General features: G+C 70.2%; 19 protein-coding genes. 7 read left to right on the top strand and 12 right to left on the bottom strand.

Annotation, left to right across the window (positions count from 1 at the left end; all coding sequences use genetic code 11):
- Window positions 1–58 precede the first annotated feature (58 nt).
- Window positions 59–2,446 carry a transglycosylase domain-containing protein gene (locus OG870_RS29920; protein ID WP_266520961.1) on the bottom strand — a complete coding sequence of 796 codons (2,388 nt, stop codon included), beginning with the start codon at window positions 2,444–2,446 and terminating at the stop codon, window positions 59–61.
- A 270-nt stretch (window positions 2,447–2,716) separates the two neighbouring features.
- Between OG870_RS29920 and OG870_RS29915 the strand changes: the two genes are divergently transcribed.
- From OG870_RS29915 to OG870_RS29895, 5 genes are all read left to right on the top strand, one after another.
- Window positions 2,717–3,634 carry an SPFH domain-containing protein gene (locus OG870_RS29915; protein ID WP_266520959.1) on the top strand — a complete coding sequence of 306 codons (918 nt, stop codon included), beginning with the start codon at window positions 2,717–2,719 and terminating at the stop codon, window positions 3,632–3,634.
- The gene (locus tag OG870_RS29910) at window positions 3,631–3,888 is read left to right on the top strand and encodes a hypothetical protein (protein WP_266520957.1); all 258 of its coding nucleotides are present in this window, start codon (window positions 3,631–3,633) and stop codon (window positions 3,886–3,888) included. The genes OG870_RS29915 and OG870_RS29910 overlap by 4 nt, the downstream gene beginning before the upstream one ends.
- Window positions 3,889–4,137: 249 nt before the next feature.
- Window positions 4,138–4,662, top strand: coding sequence for a PadR family transcriptional regulator (locus tag OG870_RS29905; protein WP_266520955.1), 525 nt, complete (start codon window positions 4,138–4,140; stop codon window positions 4,660–4,662).
- Window positions 4,659–5,345, top strand: coding sequence for an ABC transporter ATP-binding protein (locus OG870_RS29900; protein WP_266520953.1), 687 nt, complete (start codon window positions 4,659–4,661; stop codon window positions 5,343–5,345). The genes OG870_RS29905 and OG870_RS29900 overlap by 4 nt, the downstream gene beginning before the upstream one ends.
- Complete coding sequence (locus tag OG870_RS29895) at window positions 5,342–7,675, top strand: ABC transporter permease (RefSeq protein ID WP_266844124.1); 2,334 nt, start codon at window positions 5,342–5,344, stop codon at window positions 7,673–7,675. The genes OG870_RS29900 and OG870_RS29895 overlap by 4 nt, the downstream gene beginning before the upstream one ends.
- A gap of 56 nt (window positions 7,676–7,731) precedes the next feature.
- Here OG870_RS29895 and OG870_RS29890 read toward each other — a convergent pair whose 3' ends face one another.
- The 7 genes from OG870_RS29890 to OG870_RS29860 form a co-directional block, all read right to left on the bottom strand.
- Complete coding sequence (locus OG870_RS29890; protein ID WP_266520949.1) at window positions 7,732–8,160, bottom strand: hypothetical protein; 429 nt, start codon at window positions 8,158–8,160, stop codon at window positions 7,732–7,734.
- 4 nt (window positions 8,161–8,164) lie between these two features.
- Window positions 8,165–8,551 carry a roadblock/LC7 domain-containing protein gene (locus tag OG870_RS29885; protein ID WP_266520947.1) on the bottom strand — a complete coding sequence of 129 codons (387 nt, stop codon included), beginning with the start codon at window positions 8,549–8,551 and terminating at the stop codon, window positions 8,165–8,167.
- A gap of 94 nt (window positions 8,552–8,645) precedes the next feature.
- Window positions 8,646–9,470 carry a MarR family transcriptional regulator gene (locus OG870_RS29880; RefSeq protein ID WP_266844127.1) on the bottom strand — a complete coding sequence of 275 codons (825 nt, stop codon included), beginning with the start codon at window positions 9,468–9,470 and terminating at the stop codon, window positions 8,646–8,648.
- A 175-nt stretch (window positions 9,471–9,645) separates the two neighbouring features.
- Window positions 9,646–11,031, bottom strand: a complete 1,386-nt coding sequence (locus OG870_RS29875) for an AI-2E family transporter (RefSeq protein WP_266589689.1) — start codon at window positions 11,029–11,031, stop codon at window positions 9,646–9,648.
- 139 nt (window positions 11,032–11,170) lie between these two features.
- Window positions 11,171–11,854: a transglycosylase SLT domain-containing protein gene (locus OG870_RS29870; RefSeq protein ID WP_266520941.1), complete on the bottom strand. Its 684-nt coding sequence runs from the start codon at window positions 11,852–11,854 to the stop codon at window positions 11,171–11,173.
- A gap of 399 nt (window positions 11,855–12,253) precedes the next feature.
- Window positions 12,254–13,579, bottom strand: a complete 1,326-nt coding sequence (locus tag OG870_RS29865) for a PhoH family protein (RefSeq protein WP_266520939.1) — start codon at window positions 13,577–13,579, stop codon at window positions 12,254–12,256.
- 362 nt (window positions 13,580–13,941) lie between these two features.
- Window positions 13,942–14,715 carry an isoprenyl transferase gene (locus OG870_RS29860; RefSeq protein ID WP_266844130.1) on the bottom strand — a complete coding sequence of 258 codons (774 nt, stop codon included), beginning with the start codon at window positions 14,713–14,715 and terminating at the stop codon, window positions 13,942–13,944.
- Window positions 14,716–15,568: 853 nt separating this feature from the next.
- On the opposite strand from OG870_RS29860, the gene OG870_RS29855 reads away from it, so the two are divergent.
- The gene (locus OG870_RS29855; protein ID WP_266589687.1) at window positions 15,569–16,732 is read left to right on the top strand and encodes a winged helix DNA-binding domain-containing protein; all 1,164 of its coding nucleotides are present in this window, start codon (window positions 15,569–15,571) and stop codon (window positions 16,730–16,732) included.
- A 3-nt stretch (window positions 16,733–16,735) separates the two neighbouring features.
- Here the strand turns inward: OG870_RS29855 and OG870_RS29850 are convergent, their stop codons facing one another.
- The 4 genes from OG870_RS29850 to OG870_RS29835 form a co-directional block, all read right to left on the bottom strand.
- Entirely contained in the window at window positions 16,736–17,548 is an 813-nt protein-coding gene (locus OG870_RS29850) for a methyltransferase domain-containing protein (RefSeq protein WP_266844132.1), read from the bottom strand.
- A gap of 92 nt (window positions 17,549–17,640) precedes the next feature.
- Complete coding sequence (locus OG870_RS29845) at window positions 17,641–18,516, bottom strand: LLM class flavin-dependent oxidoreductase (RefSeq protein WP_266844134.1); 876 nt, start codon at window positions 18,514–18,516, stop codon at window positions 17,641–17,643.
- Between the two features lie 42 nt (window positions 18,517–18,558).
- A complete protein-coding gene (locus OG870_RS29840) occupies window positions 18,559–19,137 on the bottom strand; it encodes a dihydrofolate reductase family protein (protein WP_266520928.1) in 579 nt (192 codons plus the stop codon).
- A gap of 63 nt (window positions 19,138–19,200) precedes the next feature.
- Window positions 19,201–19,980 (bottom strand): prepilin peptidase, encoded by a 780-nt coding sequence (locus OG870_RS29835; RefSeq protein ID WP_266844137.1) that lies wholly within the window; start codon window positions 19,978–19,980, stop codon window positions 19,201–19,203.
- Window positions 19,981–20,125: 145 nt separating this feature from the next.
- Between OG870_RS29835 and OG870_RS29830 the strand changes: the two genes are divergently transcribed.
- Window positions 20,126–20,503 (top strand): DUF192 domain-containing protein, encoded by a 378-nt coding sequence (locus tag OG870_RS29830; protein WP_266520924.1) that lies wholly within the window; start codon window positions 20,126–20,128, stop codon window positions 20,501–20,503.
- The last annotated feature ends 150 nt before the right edge of the window (window positions 20,504–20,653 follow it).

Genomic DNA, 20,653 nt, shown 5'->3' with positions numbered 1-20,653 from the left:
GGGCGCCCTTTCTTGTCGCTCTACCGCTGGTTGTCCGGGTTGGCGCTGGTTGTCCCGGTTACTGCTGGCCGTTCGGGTTGAGCGGATCCACCGGGCCCCCGCCGTCCGTCGGCGTCGTCGTCGGCGTCCGCGAGGGTGTCTGGGACGGCGTCTGGGACGGCGTCTGCGAGGGCGTCTGCGAGGGCGTCTGGGACGGGGACGGTGACGGTGACGGGCTCGTCGGTGTCTGCGACGGCGTCCGGCTGGGCGTCTTCGTGGGCGTCGGCGTGTACGTCGGCTGCACCGCCGCGCCCTGTGTGGTGTCCAGGTCGAACTTGAGGCCCGTGGCGGAGACGCCGAAGGTGTACGCCGCCCAGATCTGCGCCGGGAAGGTACCACCGTTGACGCGGGGCAGTCCGCCCGCCTTGTACATCGAGACCTGCGCGAAGGACTTGTGGTTCTCACCGAACAGGCCGACCGAGGTGACCAGGTCGGGCGTGAAGCCGGTGAACCAGGCCGAGCGGTTCTCGTCGGAGGTGCCCGTCTTGCCGGCGACCTTGCGGCCGTCGCGGTTGGCGTTCTCCTGCACCGACTGCTTGGCCGTACCGTCGTCGACCACGCCCGTCAGCACCGAGGTGACCGTGTCGGCGGCCTCGGGGCTGATGACCTGGTCGCCGATCGGGTTCGGCAGGGTGACCGAATGCCTGCTGTTCTCCACGGACTTGATGATGCTCGGAGTGACCTGCTTGCCGTGGTTGTCGAGGGTCGCGTAGACGCCTGCCATCTGCAGCGGGCTCGCCCCCATGGTGCCGAGGGTCTGGGCGGGCACCGCCCTGAGGTCGGCGGTGTCCATGCCGAGCTGGCCGGCGACCTTGAGCACCTTGTCCATGCCGACGTCGACGCCCATCTGCGCGAAGACGGAGTTGACGGACTGGTTCATCGCCGTCTGGACGGTGATGGGGCCGTAGCTGTGGTCGTCCTCGTTCTCGGGGGCGAATCCGACCTTGGCGCCCTTGTCCAGGACCTGGCGCTTGCTCGTCCCGTCGTAGATCGTGTTCGCGCCGATGGCCTTGCCGGTCTGTGTCTCGGCGGCCCCGTCCAGGGCGGCGGCGAGGATGACCGGCTTGAACGTCGACGCGGGCTGGTAGTCCGTGCGGGTCGCGTTGTTGCGGTAGTGCTTGTAGTAGTCCCGCCCGCCGTACATCGCCACGACAGCGCCCGTCTTCGGGTTCACCGACGCGGCACCGGCCTGGACGTCCGCGTCGACCGAGCGCTTCTTCGGGTCGAGCTTGCTGATCAGCTGCGCCTTGGCGGCCTTCTCCAGCGCCGCCTGCTTCTTCTTGTCGATGTTGAGCGTGATGGTCCAGCCGCCCGCCTTGACCATGGTCAGGGCGTCGTTGAAGTTGTCGGCCGTGCCCTGCGTCACCAGCCGCCTGGCCAGCTGGTTGTTGGCCGCGTCCACCAGGTAGCCGGTCTGGCCGCCCATACCGGGCGCGGCCTTGGGGGCCTTCGGCGTCGGGAACTTCATGTCCTCGCGCTTGGTCTTGTCCAGCCAGTTCTCCTCGACCATGTTGTCGAGGACGTAGTTCCAGCGGGCCTGGACCAGCCGCTTGCCGGTGTCGGACGCGATCGCCCAGTCGTACTGGTTCGGCGCCTGGAGAAGCGCGGCGAGGTACGCGCCCTGCGCGACCGTGAGCTTCTCGGCGTCTTCGCGGTAGTAGGCCTGCGCCGCCGCCTGGATGCCGTAGGCGCCGCGGCCGTAGTAGCTGGTGTTGATGTAGCCGGCGAGGATGTAGTCCTTGGACTTCGTGCGGTCCAGCTTCAGCGAGATGACCAGTTCCTTCAGCTTGCGCGTGACGGTCTGGTTCTGCGTCAGGTAGTAGTTCTTGACGTACTGCTGGGTGATCGTCGAACCGCCCTGCGCGCCCTTGCCGGACAGCGTGTTGAGCAGACCGCGGGCGGTGCCCTTGAGGTCGACGCCGTTGTCCTTGTAGAAGGTCTTGTTCTCGGCGGCGACGAAGGTGTGCTGAACGGGCTTGGGCACCTTGGCCAGGTCCACGATCTCGCGGTTGCGCTGGCCGTCGCGGGTCAGCAGCGAGCCGTCGCCGTACATGTAGACGTTGCTCTGCAGCGTGGCGTCGGAATTGCCGCCCTTGGGGATGCTGATCATCATGTACAGCGCGACGAACGCGCCCATGCCGAGCAGGCACAGCCCGAAGAACGTTCCGACGATCTTCTTCCAGGTGAACAGCCGGCGTATGAAACTCCTGCTGTCCTTGCCGTCCTTGCCCGCCTTGCCCTTGGCCCTGCCCCTGCCCTGGGCCGCCCGGCGCGCCGCGGCCCGGCCGCCGACGACCGTGACCGGCTCCTCCGCCGACGCGGTGGATATGGATGCCGTGGACGAGCGCGTGGGCGCCGCGCGGCGGCCACCGCGCTGTCGCGCTCGTCTGTCTTCCGCTCGTCCCATGGGTCCGATCCGCTCCGCTTCGTTCATGTGTGCTCACACGTCACACAGGTTCGCCGCTCAAGTCAGCTCAGAAAGCTAACACCGGGAGATGTGGCAAAGGTCCGTCGATCCGGCCTTTTGTGGACGTGACAATCAGCACCCGCCCCAACGGAACCGACGGCCGAGGAGGGTTCAAGGTTGCCCTACGGGGTAAAGTGATATCACTTAGCTAGATCCGTGCTTCCGCGGAAACGCACCGCGGGAGCGCACCACGAGAACGGGGGGCCACCCATGTCCGCACACGACTCCACACCCGCCGCCGACATACCCGAGATGCCCGCGCCACGCGTGCGGGAGACGGCCGCACACAGCATCGGCGGCGCGCTCGCGCTGCTGCTCGGGCTGCTCGGCCTGCTGGCCGCGGTCGCCCTGTTCGTGGCCGCGTCGGTGAACCCCGGCTTCGCCGTCGGCGGTGTCGTCGTCCTGGTCGCCGCGGTGATCTCGCTGCGCGGGCTCAACACCGTGGCGCCGGGTGAGGCCCGGGTCGTGCAGCTCTTCGGCCGTTACCGCGGGACGATCCGCCAGGACGGCCTGCGCTGGGTGAACCCCTTCACCTCGCGCACGAAGATCTCCACTCGCGTTCGCAACCACGAGACCGCCGTGCTCAAGGTCAACGACGCCTACGGCAACCCGATCGAGCTCGCCGCGGTCGTGGTCTGGAAGGTGCGAGACACCGCGCAGGCCACGTTCGAGGTGGACAACTACCTGGACTTCGTCGCCACGCAGACGGAGGCCGCGGTACGGCACATCGCCATCGAGTACCCCTACGACTCCCACGAGGAGGGCGGGCTCTCGCTGCGCGGCAACGCGGAGGAGATCACCGAGAAGCTGGCCATCGAGCTGCACGCGCGCGTGGAGGCCGCCGGTGTGCAGATCATCGAGTCGCGCTTCACGCACCTCGCGTACGCTCCCGAGATCGCCTCGGCGATGCTCCAGCGGCAGCAGGCGGGGGCGATCGTCGCGGCCCGGCGGCAGATCGTGGACGGCGCGGTGGGCATGGTCGAGGCGGCGCTGGCGCGGATCTCCGAGCGGGACATCGTGGAGCTGGACGAGGAGCGGAAGGCGGCGATGGTGTCCAACCTGATGGTGGTGCTGTGCGGGGACCGCGCACCGCAGCCCGTCCTCAACACCGGGACCTTGTACCAGTGACGGAACCTTCCGAGGGCTCCTCGGCCAGGCGTCGGCCGCAGCAGCGCAAGCAGGTGCTGCTGCGGTTGGATCCTTTGGTGTACGACGCGTTGGCGCGGTGGGCCGGTGACGAGTTGCGTTCCGCCAACGCGCAGATCGAGTTTCTGTTGCGGCGGGCTTTGAACGAGGCGGGGCGGTTGCCCGGGGAGGCTGGGCCACTGCCTCGTCGCGGTCGCCCTCCCGGGGGCTCCGCCCCCGGACCCCCGTCGGCCTGAACGGCCTCGTCCTCAAACGCCGGACGGGCTGGGATTACTGATCCGGCCTCCAGAAGCGCGGGACGGGTGCCGGAATGCCGAAGCAGCCTCCAGAGCGCCGAAGGGGTGCCGGACAGGGGCTGGGACGGCGGGCGTCGTCAGTAGCAGAACCGTGACAATCGGCGCCCACCTGCGGACTCCCACCCCCCGCCATGATCTAGACACGGTGCGTATACACGAGGGGTATACACCCTGCGTAGAGTTCTTGACATGTCCATCGGTCACACTCTTCTAGGGCTCCTGGAGTCCGGGCCCCGCCACGGCTACGACCTCAAGCGGGCCTTCGACGACAAGTTCGGTCACGACCGGCCGCTGCACTACGGCCAGGTCTACTCGACCATGTCCCGCCTGCTGAAGAACGGGCTCGTCGAGGTCGACGGCATCGAGGCGGGGGGCGGCCCCGAGCGCAAGCGGTACGCGATCACCGACGCCGGGATCACCGACGTGGAGCGCTGGCTCGCGACACCGGAAACGCCCGAGCCGTATCTGCAGTCCACGCTGTACACCAAGGTCGTCCTCGCGCTGCTCACGCACCGCAACGCGGCCGACATCCTCGACACGCAGCGCTCCGAGCACCTGCGCATGATGAGGATCCTGACCGACCGGAAGCGGAAGGGGGACCTGGCCGACCAGCTCATCTGCGACCACGCCCTGTTCCACCTCGAAGCCGACCTGCGCTGGCTGGAACTGACCGCCGCGCGCCTCGACAAACTCGCGGAAGCGGTGACCCGATGACCCCCGCAGGTTCTCTGCTCGTCGCGGACGAGCTGCGCAAGGCCTACGGGCCGACCGTCGCCCTCGACGGTGCCGAGTTCTCCATCCACCCCGGCGAGGTCGTCGCCGTGATGGGCCCCTCCGGCTCCGGCAAGTCGACCCTGCTGCACTGTCTCGCCGGGATCGTGACGCCCGACTCGGGCTCGATCACGTACAACGGACGCGAGATGGCGACCATGAGCGACGCCGAGCGCAGTGCGCTGCGACGCTCGGAGTTCGGGTTCGTGTTCCAGTTCGGGCAGCTCGTGCCGGAGCTGACGTGCGTGGAGAACGTCGCCCTGCCGCTCAGGCTGAACGGCACCTCCCGCAAGGAGGCCGAGCGGACCGCGCTGACGTGGATGGAGCGGCTTGAGGTCGACGGCCTGAGGAAGAAGCGGCCCGGTGAGGTCTCCGGCGGTCAGGGGCAGCGCGTCGCCGTCGCCCGGGCCCTGGTCACCAGCCCCCGGATGCTGTTCGCCGACGAGCCGACCGGAGCGCTCGACTCGCTCAACGGCGAGCGCGTGATGGACCTGCTCACCGACGCCGCCCGGTCCACCAACGCCGCCGTCGTCCTCGTCACGCACGAGGCACGGGTGGCCGCCTACTCGGACCGCGAGATCGTCGTGCGCGACGGGAAGTCGCGGGACATGGAGCGGGCGGTATGAACGCGCGCCAGTGGGCCGACGATCTGGCCATGGGGCTTCGGTTCGCCTTCGCCGGCGGACGCGAGGGCTGGACCCGGGCCGTGTTGACGGCTGTCGGCGTCGGGCTCGGCGTGGCGCTGCTGCTGCTGACCACGGCGATACCGAGCGCGCTGTCCGAGCGCGACCACCGCTCGCACGCCCGCGACGACTTCACGTACAGCGGGAAGCTGCTGCCCAAGGCGGACGACACGCTGATCGTCGCCAACACCGACACGACGTTCCACGGCGCGGACGTGCGCGGCCGGCTCCTGGAGCGGGAGGGGGCGCGGGCGCCGATGCCGCCGGGCGTCGGGAAGTTCCCGGCGAAGGGTGAGATGGTCGTCTCGCCCGCGCTGAAGAAGCTGCTCGCGTCGGACTCCGGCAAGCTGCTGCGCGGGCGCATCCCCTACCGCGCCGTCGGCACCATCGGCGACTCCGGTCTGATCGGTCCCGCCGAACTCACCTACTACGCGGGCGGCTCGGGCCTGGAGACCCATCTGGCCACCGGCACGATCGAGCGCATCAACTACTTCGGGCCCTCCCGCTGGCACCAGGACGATGCGCTGGACCCGATCCTGATCCTGCTGGTCACGATCATCTTCGTGGTGCTGCTGCTGCCCGTCGGCGTGTTCATCGCCGCGGCCGTCCGTTTCGGCGGCGAACGCCGCGACCGCCGGCTCGCGGCGCTGCGGCTGGTCGGCGCGGACGGCAGGATGGCCCGCCGGATCGCGGGCGGCGAGGCGCTCGCCGGAGCGCTGCTCGGGCTCGTCCTCGGCACCGTCTTCTTCCTCACCGGACGTCGGCTGGCGGGCCTGCTGGAGGTACGGGACATCAGCGTGTTCCCGGACGACCTCTACCCGTCGCCCGCGCTCGTCGTCCTCGTCGCCCTCGCCGTACCGGCCGCTGCCGTCCTGGTGACGCTGTTCGCGCTGCGCGGGGTGGTCATCGAACCGCTGGGCGTGGTGCGTACGGCGAAGCCGCCGCGGCGCCGGCTGTGGTGGCGGCTGCTCCTGCCGCTGGGCGGCCTCGCGCTGCTCTACCCGATGATCGGGCAGGGCAACTCCAACGGCGACTTCAACCAGTGGATGGTGATCGGCGGCACCGTGCTGCTGCTGATCGGCGTCACCGCCCTGCTGCCGTGGATCGTCGAGGCCGTGGTCGCCCGGCTGAACTCGGGCTCGGTGTCCTGGCAACTGGCCGTCCGCAGGCTGCAGTTGAGCAGCGGCTCGGCCGCGCGCATGGTCAACGGCATCGCGGTCGCGGTGGCCGGCGCGATCGCGCTGCAGATGCTGTTCGCGGGGGTCGAGCACGACTACACCAAGTCGACGAAGAACGACCTCAACCGGGCGCAGATGGAGATCTCCGTGCGCGGTGACATCCCGCTGTCCGAGGTCGACCGCAAGCTCGCCGGGACGAAGGGCGTGAACCGGGTGACGGCGATCTCGCTGGGCTCGGTCGGGACCGGGCCGAAGGACCCGGACAACGAGCTGGAGACGGCCGTCGGCAACTGTGCGCAGCTGCGCGAGCTGGCCCGGCTGACGTCCTGCCGGGACGGTGACATCTTCCGCATCGTCGGCGACGAGTACGGCAGCGAGACGAAGAAGCTGACCACGGCGGGCCGCACCCTGTACTTCGACCCGTCGTACAGCGGGACGCCCCACCACACGGCGGCCTGGAAGGTGCCCTCCGGCGTGAAGACGGCGGCACAGCGCGAGGACCCGACCGGCTATGAACGCGGTGGCCTGCTCCTCACCTCGGGCGCGCTGCCCGCGGCGGCGGCGGCCGGCCTGACCCAGAAGGTGTACCTCTCGCTGGACCGGTCGATGGCGGACGCCGACGAGTACGCGCGCAACACCGCGGCTCGGATGGACCCGCTGGCGGACGTGTTCAACCTGACGTCCAGCAAGCAGTCGCTGCAGTTCCAGTCGATCCGCACCGGGCTGTTCGTCGGTGCCACCTGCGTCCTGGTGCTGATCGGCGCGAGCCTGCTGGTCTCCCAGCTGGAGCAGCTGCGCGAGCGCAAGAAGCTGCTGTCGTCACTGGTCGCCTTCGGGACCCGGCGCCGCACGCTGAGCCTGTCGGTGCTGTGGCAGACGGCGATCCCCATCGCGCTGGGTCTGCTCCTGGCATCGGTGGTCGGACTGACGCTGGGCACGGTGCTGCTGAGGATGACCGGCGACACGGTGACCGTGGACTGGGCGAGCGTGCTCTCGATGACGGGCATCGGCGCCGGGGTCGTCCTCGGCGTGACCCTGCTCAGCCTGCCGCCGCTGCTGCGGCTGATGCGGCCGGACGGTCTGCGCACCGAGTGAGAACGAACGCGGAAGGGCCCCTCCCCGAAGTTTCGGGGAGGGGCCCTTCCGCGTTCTCACAGGCCGTACTCCCGCACCACCCGCCGCACTTGGGCGAACAGCATGCCCACGTTGACCGACTTGCGGCAGACGACGACGGCGACGACGTCCTGCTGCTCGTTCATGCGCACGAACAGATGGGTGAGGTTCTCGCTGTTGACCAGGATCTCCTGGAAGAAGTGGTTGTCGCTCTGCATCCCACGGCGTTCCTTGAAGACGTCCTCGATCATCACGACCGTGCGGCCCTGGAACAGATCGAGGGTCGCGCCCGCCAACAGGTCCAGGACCTCGGGCGGATGGTTCTCGACGGTCTCGTACGACAGCAGCATGCCGGTGGACATGTCGACGACGCCCGAGGCGACACAGTCGGGGGCGTCGGTACGGAGTGATTTGACCAGGCCCATCACCTGATCGGAGAAACCGGTGGCCATACGCTTCGTCGCCATCCCTTCAGACTCCTTCTGCCGTTGTGTGCCGGAGGATCGAGCCGATGCGATCCAGAGCGGGCCCGGTCGCCCGGTGCAGGCCGTCGACGTCCAGGCCCTCGTCGCCCAGGACGACCATCAGCGCGGTGTCGCCGACGGCGTAGAAGGCGGCACAGCCGTGGCTGCCGTAGGTCACGGTCTGCCGCAGGGTGCCGCGCGCGGTCGCCTGGGCGGTGCGGCGGGCGAGGCCCAGGCCGGCCGCTGCCAGGGCGGCGAGGCCTTCCGGGTCGATCGAGTCGGCGGTGTCGGCCGCGATCAGCAGTCCGTCGGACGCCGCGACCGCGGTATCGGTGATTCCGGTCACCTGCTCCCGCAGACCGCGCATTTCGAGCGCCAGCGCTTCACGATCCATGTGCTCAACTCCCCTATTTCTCTTCGCATTTCTCGTCGTATGTCGTTACGCATGTCGTTACGCATGATGTTGTTTCGGATCTGTTCGGCCCGTTTCATTTCGGGGTTCCGTTCCGCAGGCGGAAGAAGCCGTTCGATCTGCGGCGGGGCAGGTCGACGGGTGCCGGCTCCTCGGGCGGGGGCGGTGCGGGCGGTGGCGGGGTGCGGTGGCGGATGCCGTCGGGGGGCGCGCGGACCGGGATGGGCGCGGGCACGGCGGGGCACTCCAGAAGCCCCTCGCCGAGCATCCGCGCGACCTCGACCGTGACGGTGTAGACGCCTCGCCCGGTACGGAAGGCGAGGTCGCGGGCCGTACGGCGGCCGTCGGCATGCTCGACCAGCTCCCGTCGCAGCGTGGTGAGCGGGCCGTCGAACCCCGGTGCCGGGACGGGCCGTTCGCGGTCGGGGTCGACGGGGTGGGGCAGGGCGGCGACGGCGGCCAGCTTGCGGACCGCGTCCTGCAGGAGCCTGGCGGGCGGCTCGCCCACGGTGACCGGGGCGGGCGGCTCGACGCCGGCCTCGGCACGCTCACAGCCGTCCACACGGCCCGCGACGATCGCGAACACCGCGTCCTGCAGCGCCATCACGCACACCACGGTGAGCTGGGCGGCACCGGCGTATCCGCGGGCGATCAGCCCGACCGCCGGCCAGCGCGCGCCCCGGGCCTCCCGCACCAGCTCGGCCCACTGTTCGCCGTCCACCCGTCCGGAGCGCAGCAGCAGCGCCTCCGGCCCCGGCGCCCCGGGCGATTCGGCCGCGACGACGAGTCCGTCCCTGAGGTGCAGGATGCCGCCGGGCGCCCCGGACACACGCAGGACGCCGGTCCATCCCTCGCCTCCGCAGGCGGACAGGGCTCGTGCCAGCAGGTCGAAGCCCGACATCACGCCCCCTGTCGCATAGCGCTGAGGGGGGAATGTGTATCAGGCCGAACGCATATTCCGGTGGGAGATTTCCGACCTGTTCCCAGGTGACGGAAGTTGAGCCGCGTGCTGGTTCAAATAGCTTTGTTCGGCGCTCATTTGACCGATTCCGGGGCGGTTTTCAAGCGCCGATGCGTCAGGCCTTCCCGGCGTCCTCGGGGCCGGCGCCGGGGCCGTCGGCGGGGGTTGCGCCCCCGGCCTCCCCCTCGGCCTCGGCGGCCTCGTCCCCGATCGCCGGACCGGCCGGAAGCGGCTGGTCGTCGCCTGCGGGGATGTGTTCCAGGGAGTATGCCCGCAGATAGCCGACCACGGTGTTCGTCACCGCCACCAGCGGTACGGCGACCACCGCGCCGCCGATCCCGGCCACCATGCCGCCCGCCGCGACCGACAGGACCACCGCGAGCGGGTGGACGCGCACGGCGCGGCCCAGGATGAACGGCTGCAGGATGTGACCCTCGATCTGCTGGACCGCGAGGACCACGAGGAGCGTCATGACCGCCGTGAACACGCCCTGGGTGACCAGTGCGACGACCACGGCCAGCGCGCCGGACGCCACGGCGCCGACGAGCGGGATGAAGGAGAACAGGAAGATGAAGACGGCCAGGGGTACGGCCATGGGGACGTCGAGGAAGTAGATGCCGAGGCCGATGAAGATGGCGTCGATCAGAGCGACGAGCACCGTGCCTCGCACATAGGCCGTCAGCGTCCGCCAGGCCCTCGGACCGGCGCCCGCGACGCCCGGCCGGGCCGCCGCCGGGACCAGCTTCAGCGTCCACTCCCAGATGCGCCGGCCGTCGTAGAGCAGGAACAGGGTCGAGAAGAACGTCAGCAGGATGCCGGTCAGTGCCTCGACCACGACCTGCACGCCTTCCAGGCCCGCGGAGGTGATCTGGTCGGTGTTCGCGCCGACCGCTTCCCGCAGGTTCTTGGCGATCTGGTTGATCTGCTTGTCGGTGACGTGGAAGGGGCTCTTCAGCAGCCAGTTGCGCAGGTCGTCGATGCCGCTCTGGATCTGGTCCGAGAGGTTGTCGATGTTCTCCATGACCTGCCAGGTCACGAACCAGCCGATCAGCCCCATGACGACGAAGCCGAGGATCGCGGTGAGGGCGGTCGCGAGGCCGCCCGGCACGCCGTGGCGCTTGAGACGGGCCACGGTCGGCTGGAGCAGCGCCGTGATGAGCAGGGCGACGACGAAGGCGAAGACCACGAGTTGGACGGCGCTGATGACCCGCATCAGCACCCAGACGGTGCCCGCGAGCACCAGCAGACGCCAGCCGGCCTCGGCGGCGACGCGTACGCCCCAGGGCACGGCCTGCGCGGGGTCGGGGCGGGTGGCCGGCGGGAGCGGAGGCTCGGGGGTGCGGTCCGCGGGCGGCGGAGCCTTCACGGTCTTGCGCGGCTGAGCGGGTTCGTCGTCCCCGGCGTTCTCCCGTTCCACCTCGGCGCGGCGCTCGTCCAGCCGCTCACTCACCTCGGTGAGTCCGGCGCCGATCCGACCGAGCCACCCTGGCACTCGCGACATGATCCGTCCTCTTCCCCCGTCTTTCCCCACCACTCCCCCCTGGAGCCGTCGCGTCCGACCGTACAGGGCGAAAGCCCCTCCCCCTATGACGGGGAGGGGCTGCGCAAGGTTGAGAGGTGAGGCCGCCGGCCTCGACGGCTCAGTACCAGTGGTTGGCCGACCAGAACGACCAGGCCTCGCACGGGCTGCCGTACCGGCTGTTCATGTAGTTCAGGCCCCACTTGATCTGGGTGCCCGGGTTCGTCTGCCAGTCGGCGCCGGCGGACGAGTACTTGGAGGCGGGGAGGGCCTGGAAGAGGCCGTATGCGCCGGAGGAGGCGTTGACCGCGTGGTAGTTCCAGCTGGACTCGTGGTCCACGATGTTGCTGAAGCACTGGAACTGGCCGCTCGGCACCATCTGCCGTGCCATCGACTGGATCTCGCCGATGGAGTACGAGCTCTGGACCGGGAAGTCGGCGCTGCTGCGGCTGGCCGCGGCCTTCGTCCTGGCGCGCTCCTTGGCTTCCTTGGCCGCCTTCTCCGCCGCTTCCTTCTTGGCGATGGCGGTGTCGGCGGCAGCCTTGCGGGCAGCCTCCTCGGCGCCCTTCTTGGCGCTCGCGTCTGCCTGGATGGCCTGGGCGTCGGCCTGCTGCGTCAGGGACGCCGTCTGGACCTGGGCCTGCTGGCCCGTGGGTATGTCCGCCAGGAGCGTCGCGTCGCTTGCCGTCGCCTCGGCGTCGTTGGGCTGGGCGGTGCTGCCCGAGGCAACTCCGACAACGCTTCCGACGGCGGTGACCGCGGTGGCCGAGGCCACTGCGAATCCCCGGACCGAAATCCGGCTCACACGGTTTCCTTCCAGCATCGTCCGCTTCGGTGACCCTGGCGGACGCAATCGTGCCCCTGGCGCTGTCCTCCCAACTACGGGGTCACGGGAGGCACGGACCCGATGGGCAACTCCCCTGAGAGGAGCACCGCGTGGAGCACGGGCGGCATACGACGACGCTGTGGAGTTAGCTGTGATGCTTCTGTGGTGCCGTACCGCTGGGGGTACAGGTGTGTCGTATGCGGGGCCTGACAGGAGTGAGACTCTGCCGTAACCAGACACCGGGTGGCAATTCTGAGTTGCGTGTGAAAGCTCACATCCCGTTTGGCCCAGGTGATTTCGAGAAACAGCAACACGCGAAGACGCCGCCCCGCTAGGCTCACAGCCTTTGCGAGACGGCGCCAACTGGCCTGAATTACCTCAGATTTGGCCGTCCTCCAGCATTTCGGTCACAAGCGCCGCGATCTGGGACCTCTCGGACCTCGTCAGGGTCACGTGCGCGAAGAGCGGATGCCCCTTCAGCTTCTCCACGACGGCGACGACACCGTCATAGCGACCGACACGCAGATTGTCCCTTTGCGCCACGTCATGGGTGAGAATCACCCGCGAGTTGGAGCCGATTCGGGACAGAACGGTCAGCAGGACATTCCGTTCCAGTGACTGCGCCTCGTCCACGATCACGAACGCGTCGTGCAGCGAGCGCCCGCGGATGTGGGTGAGCGGAAGGACTTCGAGCATCCCGCGCGAGGTGACCTCTTCGATGATCTCGCGGCTGGCGACCGCGGACAGCGTGTCGAAGACCGCCTGCGCCCAGGGGCTCATCTTCTCGGACTCGGAGCCCGGCAGATAGCCGAGTTCCTGCCCGCCGACCGCGTACAGCGGCCGGAAGACCATCACCTTCTGGTGCTGGCGCCGCTCCAGCACCGCCTCAAGTCCGGCGCACAGCGCGAGCGCCGACTTGCCGGTGCCGGCCCGGCCGCCCATGGAGACGATCCCGACGTCCGGGTCGAGGAGCAGATCGAGCGCGATCCGCTGTTCCGCGCTCCTCCCCTTGATACCGAACGCCTCCCGGTCGCCGCGCACGAGGCGGATGTTGCCCTCGGGCGTGACTCGGCCGAGGGCCTTGCCGCGCTCAGACTGGATCGTCAGCCCCGTGTGAACGGGAAGGTCGGAGGCCTCGGGCACATACACGTGCCCTTCCTCGAAGAGGATGTCCACCTGCTCGCCGGGCAGGGTCAGTTCGGACATTCCGGTCCAGCCGGAGGAGCCCGTGATGGCGAGTTCGGCCCGGTACTCCTCGGCGAGGAGTCCGACCGAGGACGCCTTGATCCTGAGCGGCAGGTCCTTCGACACGACCGTGACGTCGAACCCCTCGGCCTGCAGATTGCGGGCGACCGCGAGGATGCGGGAGTCGTTGTCCCCCAGGCGGTAGCCGGTCGGCAGCACGCTGGGGTCCGAGTGATTGAGCTCGACACGCACCGTGCCGCCGAGTTCCCCGATCGGGATGGGGGCGTCGAGGCGACCGTGCCGGACCCGGAACTCGTCGAGCAGACGGAGGGCCTGCCGGGCGAAGTAGCCGAGTTCGGGATGGTGCCGCTTGGCCTCCAGCTCTGTCACCACGACGATCGGCAGCACTACCTCGTGCTCGTCGAAGCGGTTCAGGGCGTTCGGGTCGGCCAGCAGGACGCTGGTGTCGAGAACATAGGTGCGCCGGTCAGGCAGGCGGCGCTTTGTGCTGGTCACCACGGAAGGACGTACCCCCTCGGATGAGGTCGGGGAGCGACGGAGTGGAGCTGGACCGGTCGTCGGCCGCCCTGCGAGGGCCGAGAACCGGCCCTCCGCCTTTTCGTCCGTGCAGTGACCGCACGATCGAGCTGGTGCAAAGGGCCTCCCGGGCGGACGGCCCCGTGCCGTCCGCTGAGATCCGACACCCGTGGTTCGGGCATCGACCTGACTGCCTTATGCCCTCGAACACGCGGTGCCATGCCGACGCATATGACGGCGCCCTGGTGAACTCCTGGGGGTCCGGGGGCATCGCTCCGGAAAACGCGGTACTTCCGCCCCACCGTGGGGCCGGTCGCAACGCCGCTCAGCAGGCGTGATGTGGGTCAGCCGCCGTAGCGGCGGTGGCGCGCCGCGTAGTCGCGCAGGGCGCGCAGAAAGTCGACCTTGCGGAAGGCCGGCCAGAAGACCTCACAGAAGTAGTACTCCGAGTGAGCGGTCTGCCACAGCATGAAACCGGACAACCGCTGCTCTCCGCTGGTACGGATCACGAGGTCGGGGTCGGGCTGTGCGCCGGTGTAGAGGTGACGGCCGATCATGTCGACGTCGACGGCCTCGGCGAGCTCCTCCATCGAGGTGCCCTTGTCCTGGGCGTCGACGAGCATCGAGCGCACCGCGTCGGCGATCTCCTGGCGTCCGCCGTACCCGATGGCGACGTTGACCAGTATTCCGTCGATGTGGGCGGTGGACTCCTCGGCCTCCTTCAGGGCGTTCCGCATCTGCGAGGGCAGCAGGTCGGGAGTGCCGACGTGGTGCACACGCCAGCGGCCGTCCGCGGCGAGGGTCCGTACGACGTCCTCGATGATGCCGAGGAGCGGGCCGAGTTCGTCCTGGGACCGGTCGAAGTTGTCCGTCGACAGCAGCCAGAGGGTGACGACCCCGACATCCGTCTCGCTGCACCAGCCGAGGAACTCCTCGATCTTCTCGGCGCCGGCCCGGTGACCGTGCACGGTGGTGGAACCCGCGGCCTTCGCCCAGCGCCGGTTGCCGTCCATGATGACGCCGATGTGCTTGGGCACCTGAGCGTGGTCCAGGTGACCTTCCACCCGGCGCGCGTACAGCCTGACCAGCAGGCCGCGCAGCTTGTCGCGCAGGTTCACGTGATTGTCAGCCCCTCCGTACGGATCGGACAGGCGCGGCCCGGGCTCGGCGGCTCGGCCGAGGGCGGGCCCTGTCCGTATGGCGGTCCGGGATCTCCGTATGACGGTCCCCGGAGGCGAAGCCTACCCCTGCGGCACCGGGCCGCCGCCAACGGGGACCGGGCGTAAGGGCTTGCACAGAGCTTCCACCACGCAGCCGCCGGGCCACTCCCGCGCCGCGGGACGGGGGCCGGGTGCAAGGGGCGGGGTGCAGGGTACCGGGTGCGGGGTGGCGGGGCACACACGCCGGACACAGAAAACGGGCCGGTCCGTGGGGGGGAGACGGACCGGCCCGAGGGGGGGTTTCCACCATAACCCTTCGTAAGTGCGGCTGGCTGCATCGGCGTGCCACAACTACTCTCCGGAATCGAACGGCGACGCACCGATGGGCACGAAGCGGCCCTCTCATGGTCGGTTCATGGCCGAAACACAGCGGATTCCAAGGAAATCGGACGGGAAGCGGAGCGATCCGGAGCGTTTGACGCCTCCCGCGCCTCGCCCGGCGAGTTGCCCCCACATCCCCCAACCGGGTGACCCGGCCCGCGAACACCGGCTTGACGCGGAAAAAGCACCGCGCAGCCCCCTCCACTGCGCGGTGCCGCCCGCGCAGCTTTGCTGGCGCGAATTACCTTGGTCTGAACTTACGCGAGGCGTACCACGGAGGCGAGCCAACCTCGATAACAATGTGGAATCCCAGCCCCACCTGCGAATGTGCGAGCGCGATACGCCGTTGATGCGTCGATTGTCCGGTACGACGCCAGCGGGACCCTGATAGCGGCCAGTATCCGACCTACTTCCGGCCTACCGTCGGCTCATGACCTTGCAGATCACGTGGAACGAGGCGAGCGCCCGCCGACTGGAACGGCAGTTCCTGGCCACATCCGCCGGGGACGGCACTCCGGTCGCCGAGGTCGTCGGCGCGATGCTCGGCGCGCATGCCCAGGTGCTGTCCGCGGCGGAGGTGTCGGTGGGGATACGGGCCGGGAGCGCGACGCGGGCCGACGTGCGCGCCGCGCTGTGGGGCGCCCCCGCACCGGACTCGCTGGTGAAGATGCACGGGCCGCGCGGGACCGTGCATCTGCTGCCCGCGCGTGAACTGCCGTTGTGGTGTGCGGCGTTGCCCGCCGTGCCGTCGGGCGCGAGCCAGTCCGCACCGGACGTACGGGTCACCGAGGAGCAGGCGCGGCAGATCGTGGCGGCGATCGGGGACGCCCTGGAGGGCGTGTGCCTGACCGTGGACGAGCTGAGCGAGGAGGTCGTCGCCCGCACCGGTTCCTGGGCCGGCGACCGGGTGATGCCCGCCTTCCAGGACCTGTGGCCGCGCTGGCGGCAGGTGATGCACCGGGCCGGCCAGTCCGGCGCGATGTGCTCCGGCCCGAACCGGGGTCGCAAGGTGACGTACACGCGCCCGCCGCACTTCACTCCGCTGCCGCCGCAGGAGGCGCTGCGCGAGCTGGTACGCCGCTACCTGCGCGCCTACGGTCCCGCGTCACCGCAGAACTTCGCCAAGTGGCTTGCTGCACCGGGTGGTTGGGCAGGCAAGCTGTTCGCGGAACTGGCCGGGGCGGGGGAGATCGAGGAGGTCGTGTTCGAGGGGGCGGAGGGATGCTGGGTCGTGGCCGGTGACACGGAGTTCCCCGAGGGCCGGGTCCGCGGGGTCCGTCTGCTGCCGTACTTCGATGCCTACGCAATCGCCGCGCAGCCCCGCCAAACGCTGTTCCCGGGGGCCGCCTACCAGCGGGCGCTGGCCGGCGGACAGGCGGGCAACTACCCGGTGCTGCTGGTGGACGGTGTGGTGGCGGGGGTCTGGCACCAGCGGCGCCGGGGACGTCGTACGACCGTCACGGTGGAGCCGCTCGGGCGGCTGACGGCGCGCCAGGAGCGGGAGTTGGGCGAGCAGGCGGAGCGGGTGGGCGAAGTACTGGAGGCGGAGGCCGAGTTGGTGATCGGGGAGGTGGCCGCGGGCCCGCACGCGTAGGGCTCAGCGGTGGTGCGGCCTGCGGGCCTCGAAGAGGTGCCGGGTGCTGTGCGCGACGAACGGGCCCTCGACCCCGATCCGTTGGTGCAGGGCACGGAGGCGGTCCTCGTATGCCTCGACGGTGAAGCCGGGGACCATCCAGACCACCTTGCGAAGGAAGTGGACGACGGCCGCGACGTCGTGGAACTCGATACGCAGCCGCTCGGCGCGCAGGTCGACGATCTCCAGGCCGGCGGACTCGGCGCCGGCGCGTTCGCCGTCGGGGTGGCGGGCGCTGCGCGACTGGTCGGGCTGCGGTCCCAGGAAGTACTCGACCAGCTCGTACACGCTGCCCGGGCCGACGTGCTGGGCGAAGTAGGTGCCGCCTGGCTCCAGGACGCGGGCGATCTCCGCCCAGTGCGGGGTCACCGGGTGCCGGCTGCTGACGAGGTCGAAGGCGCCGTCCGCGAACGGAAGCGGCGCGTCCTCGGGCACGGCGACGACCACGGTGCCGCGCGGGCGGAGCAGGGCCGTGGCCTCGACGATGTTCGGCGGCCAGCCCTCGGTCGCTGCGGTGAGCGCCGGGGTCTTCACGGCCCGGCCGAGGGCGAAGTCCAGGGCCTCCCCTCCCCCGGTCTGGATGTCCAGTGCGGCGTTGGCCGCGGCGAGTCGGTCGGCCAGGGCGACGGCGTAGCCCCATGAGGGCCGCTCCTCCGTGGCCCGGCCCTCGAACCAGGAGAAGCCCCACCCTTCGGTGGGCACGGCGACGCCCTCGGCGAGGAGGTCCTCGAAGCGCCGGGGTCCGTCGGCGTCGCCGTGGGGTTCTTCGTGCGGCATGGGGCGGTCAGTCCTGTCAGAGGCGGGCTCAGAGGTGGGGCGGGCAGCAGTTCGTGCGGGCCGCTCGTGCGTGCACGGCCCGCACGGCCCCTTCACTTGACGAGAGGTCTGACCTCTTCGGCCGCGAACCGCACGAAACCCTCGGGGTCGGGCTCGTCTCCCGTCGGCTGGAGGATCACCGTGTCGGCGCCCGCCTCGGCGAGTCGTTGTACGGCCTTCGCGACGGCACCGGCGTCCCCGGCGACCCCGAGGTCGGTTACGGAGTCGTGCCCCTCGTCGGCCAGTTCGGACCGGATCCGGGAGGCGGCGTCGGGCCCGGTGGCGGTGAGCAGGTAGACGACGATCTCGTGCGGATCGCCGGAACGCCCGGCCGACTCCCGCCCCTCGTCGATGAGTCGGCGGGCCCGCCGTACCCCGTCGGCCGTGGTGGACGCGGTCAGGACGGTGCCGTCCGCGGCCTCACCGGACAGCCGCAGCGAACGCGGCCCGGTGGCACCGGCGAAGACGGGCACGGGACCGGAGGGCGGCCAGTCGAGGCCGACGTCGTCGAGGTGCACGTAGCGTCCGTCGGTCGTGAGCCGCTCGCCGCGCAGCAGTGCGCGCAGCGCGTCGAGATGCTCGCGAAGCAAGGTCACCGGTGACTCGACACGCGCCCCGACCTGCCCCATCCAGTCCTGCACGCCGTGCCCGACGCCGACTACGGCCCGCCCCGGGAACATCCGGTGGAGGGAGGTGGCCTCCATGGCGGTGATGGCGACGTTCCGCAGCGGCACGGGAAGCAGTCCGACGCCGACCCGCACTCGCTCGGTCCAGGCGAGGGCGGCCGCGGCGGTCGAGATCCCGCCCTCCCGGAAACAGTCCTCCCACAGCCAGAGCTCCTCGAGCCCGGTCTCGTCGGCGATACGGGCGACGGCGCGCAGTCGCTCGGGGGGCAGTTGGGGCCGGAACACAACACCGAGTCCAGTCATGCCGTCCTTCCTACCCGCGCCGTGCCGAGCGGGACAACTCCTTTACGAGGCGCCGCCGGTGTCGCTTCGCTCGTACCGCAGTTGTACGACGCCGTTGCCGAAGGTGCGGCTCCCGACGAGCCGGAGGGAGGCGGCGATGTCGGCCTCCGGGAAGAGCCTCGTGCCGCGTCCGACGACGACGGGGTGGACGCAGACCGAGTACGCGTCGACGAGCCCGAGCCGCAGGAACTCGGCGGCGACCTCGGCCCCGCCGAGCCCGAGATCCCGCTCCGACCGCTCCTTGAGGGCCCTGACCTCCTCGGGGACGACGTCCCGCACGACGGTCGTGTTCCACTCGGCCCGCTCCAGGGTCCGTGAGTACACGACCTTCGGGATGTCCCGCCAGATCGCGGCGAACTCGGCGGTGGTGGCGGAGGCGTTCGGGTCCGCGTCCGCGGTGGGCCAGAAGTCGGCCATCAGCTCGTAGACGCGGCGGCCGCTCAGCAGTGCGCCGTAGCCTCTGACCTCGTCGTTGAGATGCTGGTGCAGTTCGTCGTCGACGCGGTGCCAGCTGATGTCGTGGTCGGGGCCCTCGATGAAGCCGTCGAGGGAGACGCCCATCATCAACACGATCTTCGACATCGGAGCCCTCGCCCTGGTTCGTCCCTCAGCGGTCGTTCTTCACCGTACGCCGTCCTCCTGCCCTCACGCCCCCGCAGACGCGCCCAGCAGCAGCCCCGTGAACGCGCCGCCCAGCATGAACGGCCCGAGCGGAATCGCCGACTTGCGGCCGGCCCGGCGTACGACGACCATCCCGAGGCCGTACAGCGCGCCGTAGAGCAGCCCCGCGAAGGCACCCGTCAGCAGGATCCGCCAGCCGTACCAGCCGAGGGCCGTGCCCAGGGCGAGGGCCAGCTTCACGTCGCCGAAGCCCATGCCGGAGGGGTTGACCAGGAAGAGGAGGAGGTAGGCGGCGCCCAGGGTGAGACCGCCGAGGAGAGCGGTCGGCCAGGAGCCCGTGGCCGAAGGGAGGGCGGAGGCGACGCCCAGGAGCGCGGCGGTCACGGCGGCCAGCGGAAACGTCAGGACGTCGGGGAGGCGGTGGACCCGGTGGTCGACGAGCGCCAGCAGGACCGCGACGGGGGCGAGGAGAACCCAGACCGCCGTCTCGGGGCGCGGGCCGCCCGCCGCGGCGGCCAGGGCGGCGCAGACGAGTGCGGTCACCGTGGCGACGGTGCGAGTGCTCGGACCGTACGTGCCGCAGGGGCCGGCCCCTTCCGCGCCGCCCTCGCCGCCAGGGCAGTTCGCGCGGCCCAGCCATCCCCCGTACCCACCCGCGATCAGGTGGCCGGCCGGGCAGCGAGAGCTCCAGGGCTCGCCCTGCTCGACCGAGAGACGGTGCGCTGCGCGGGGCAGCACGAGGCCCGTTCCCGCTCCCCAGAGGGCGGCCGCGACGATGAGGAGGACGAAGAGGAGGACGCGCACGGCGGGACCCTATGGCCACGGCGACGGGGAGAGCATGGGTCCGTGGGCCCATGTGGGACCTACTTCCCTGCGGATACGTTCAGTTCGCACGGCAGGCCGGTGAGCAGGCCGGCCGGCAGGACATTCGGGCTGGAGGTTCCCTGGTATGGCGCGGCGGTGGCGGGACGGGCGGGGGAAGTTGGTCGTGCGTGCGGGAGACGGGGAGGCTGCTCACGTGGCCGTGCCCCTGGAGGTCGCCACCTCCTATCGGGCCCGTACCAAAGGCCTGTTGGGGCGGGACTCGGTCGACGGCGCCATCCTGCTCTCCCCCGCCAACAGCGTGCACACCTTCCGTATGCGCATCCCCATCGACGTCGCCTACCTCGACCGCGACCTCAAGGTCATCGCCGTACACACCATGAAACCCTGGCGGTTGGGCCTGCCCCGACTCCGTTCCCGGCATGTGCTGGAGTCGGAGGCGGGGGCGATGGCGGGTTGGGGGCTCGGGCCGGGGGTGCGGGTGGAGGTGACGGTCGGCGCCTGAACGTGCGGCGATTTCCCGGGTGTTCAGCCCCCGCGAGGGTCGGTCGACTTCCGGAAGTCGTCGAGCCGGGCCAGGACCGCTCGCAGTCCGTCGGCGTATTCCTCGACCACCTCGGTGACCAGCTGCGCCAGGTCGGGCAGCCCGCCCGCC

Origin of the sequence: Streptomyces sp. NBC_00461 (genome assembly GCF_036013935.1) — a bacterium.
Taxonomy (GTDB): Bacteria; Actinomycetota; Actinomycetes; order Streptomycetales; family Streptomycetaceae; genus Streptomyces.
The sequence above is the reverse complement of the archived record's forward strand: the minus strand, read 5'-3'. Positions and strand labels throughout refer to the sequence as shown.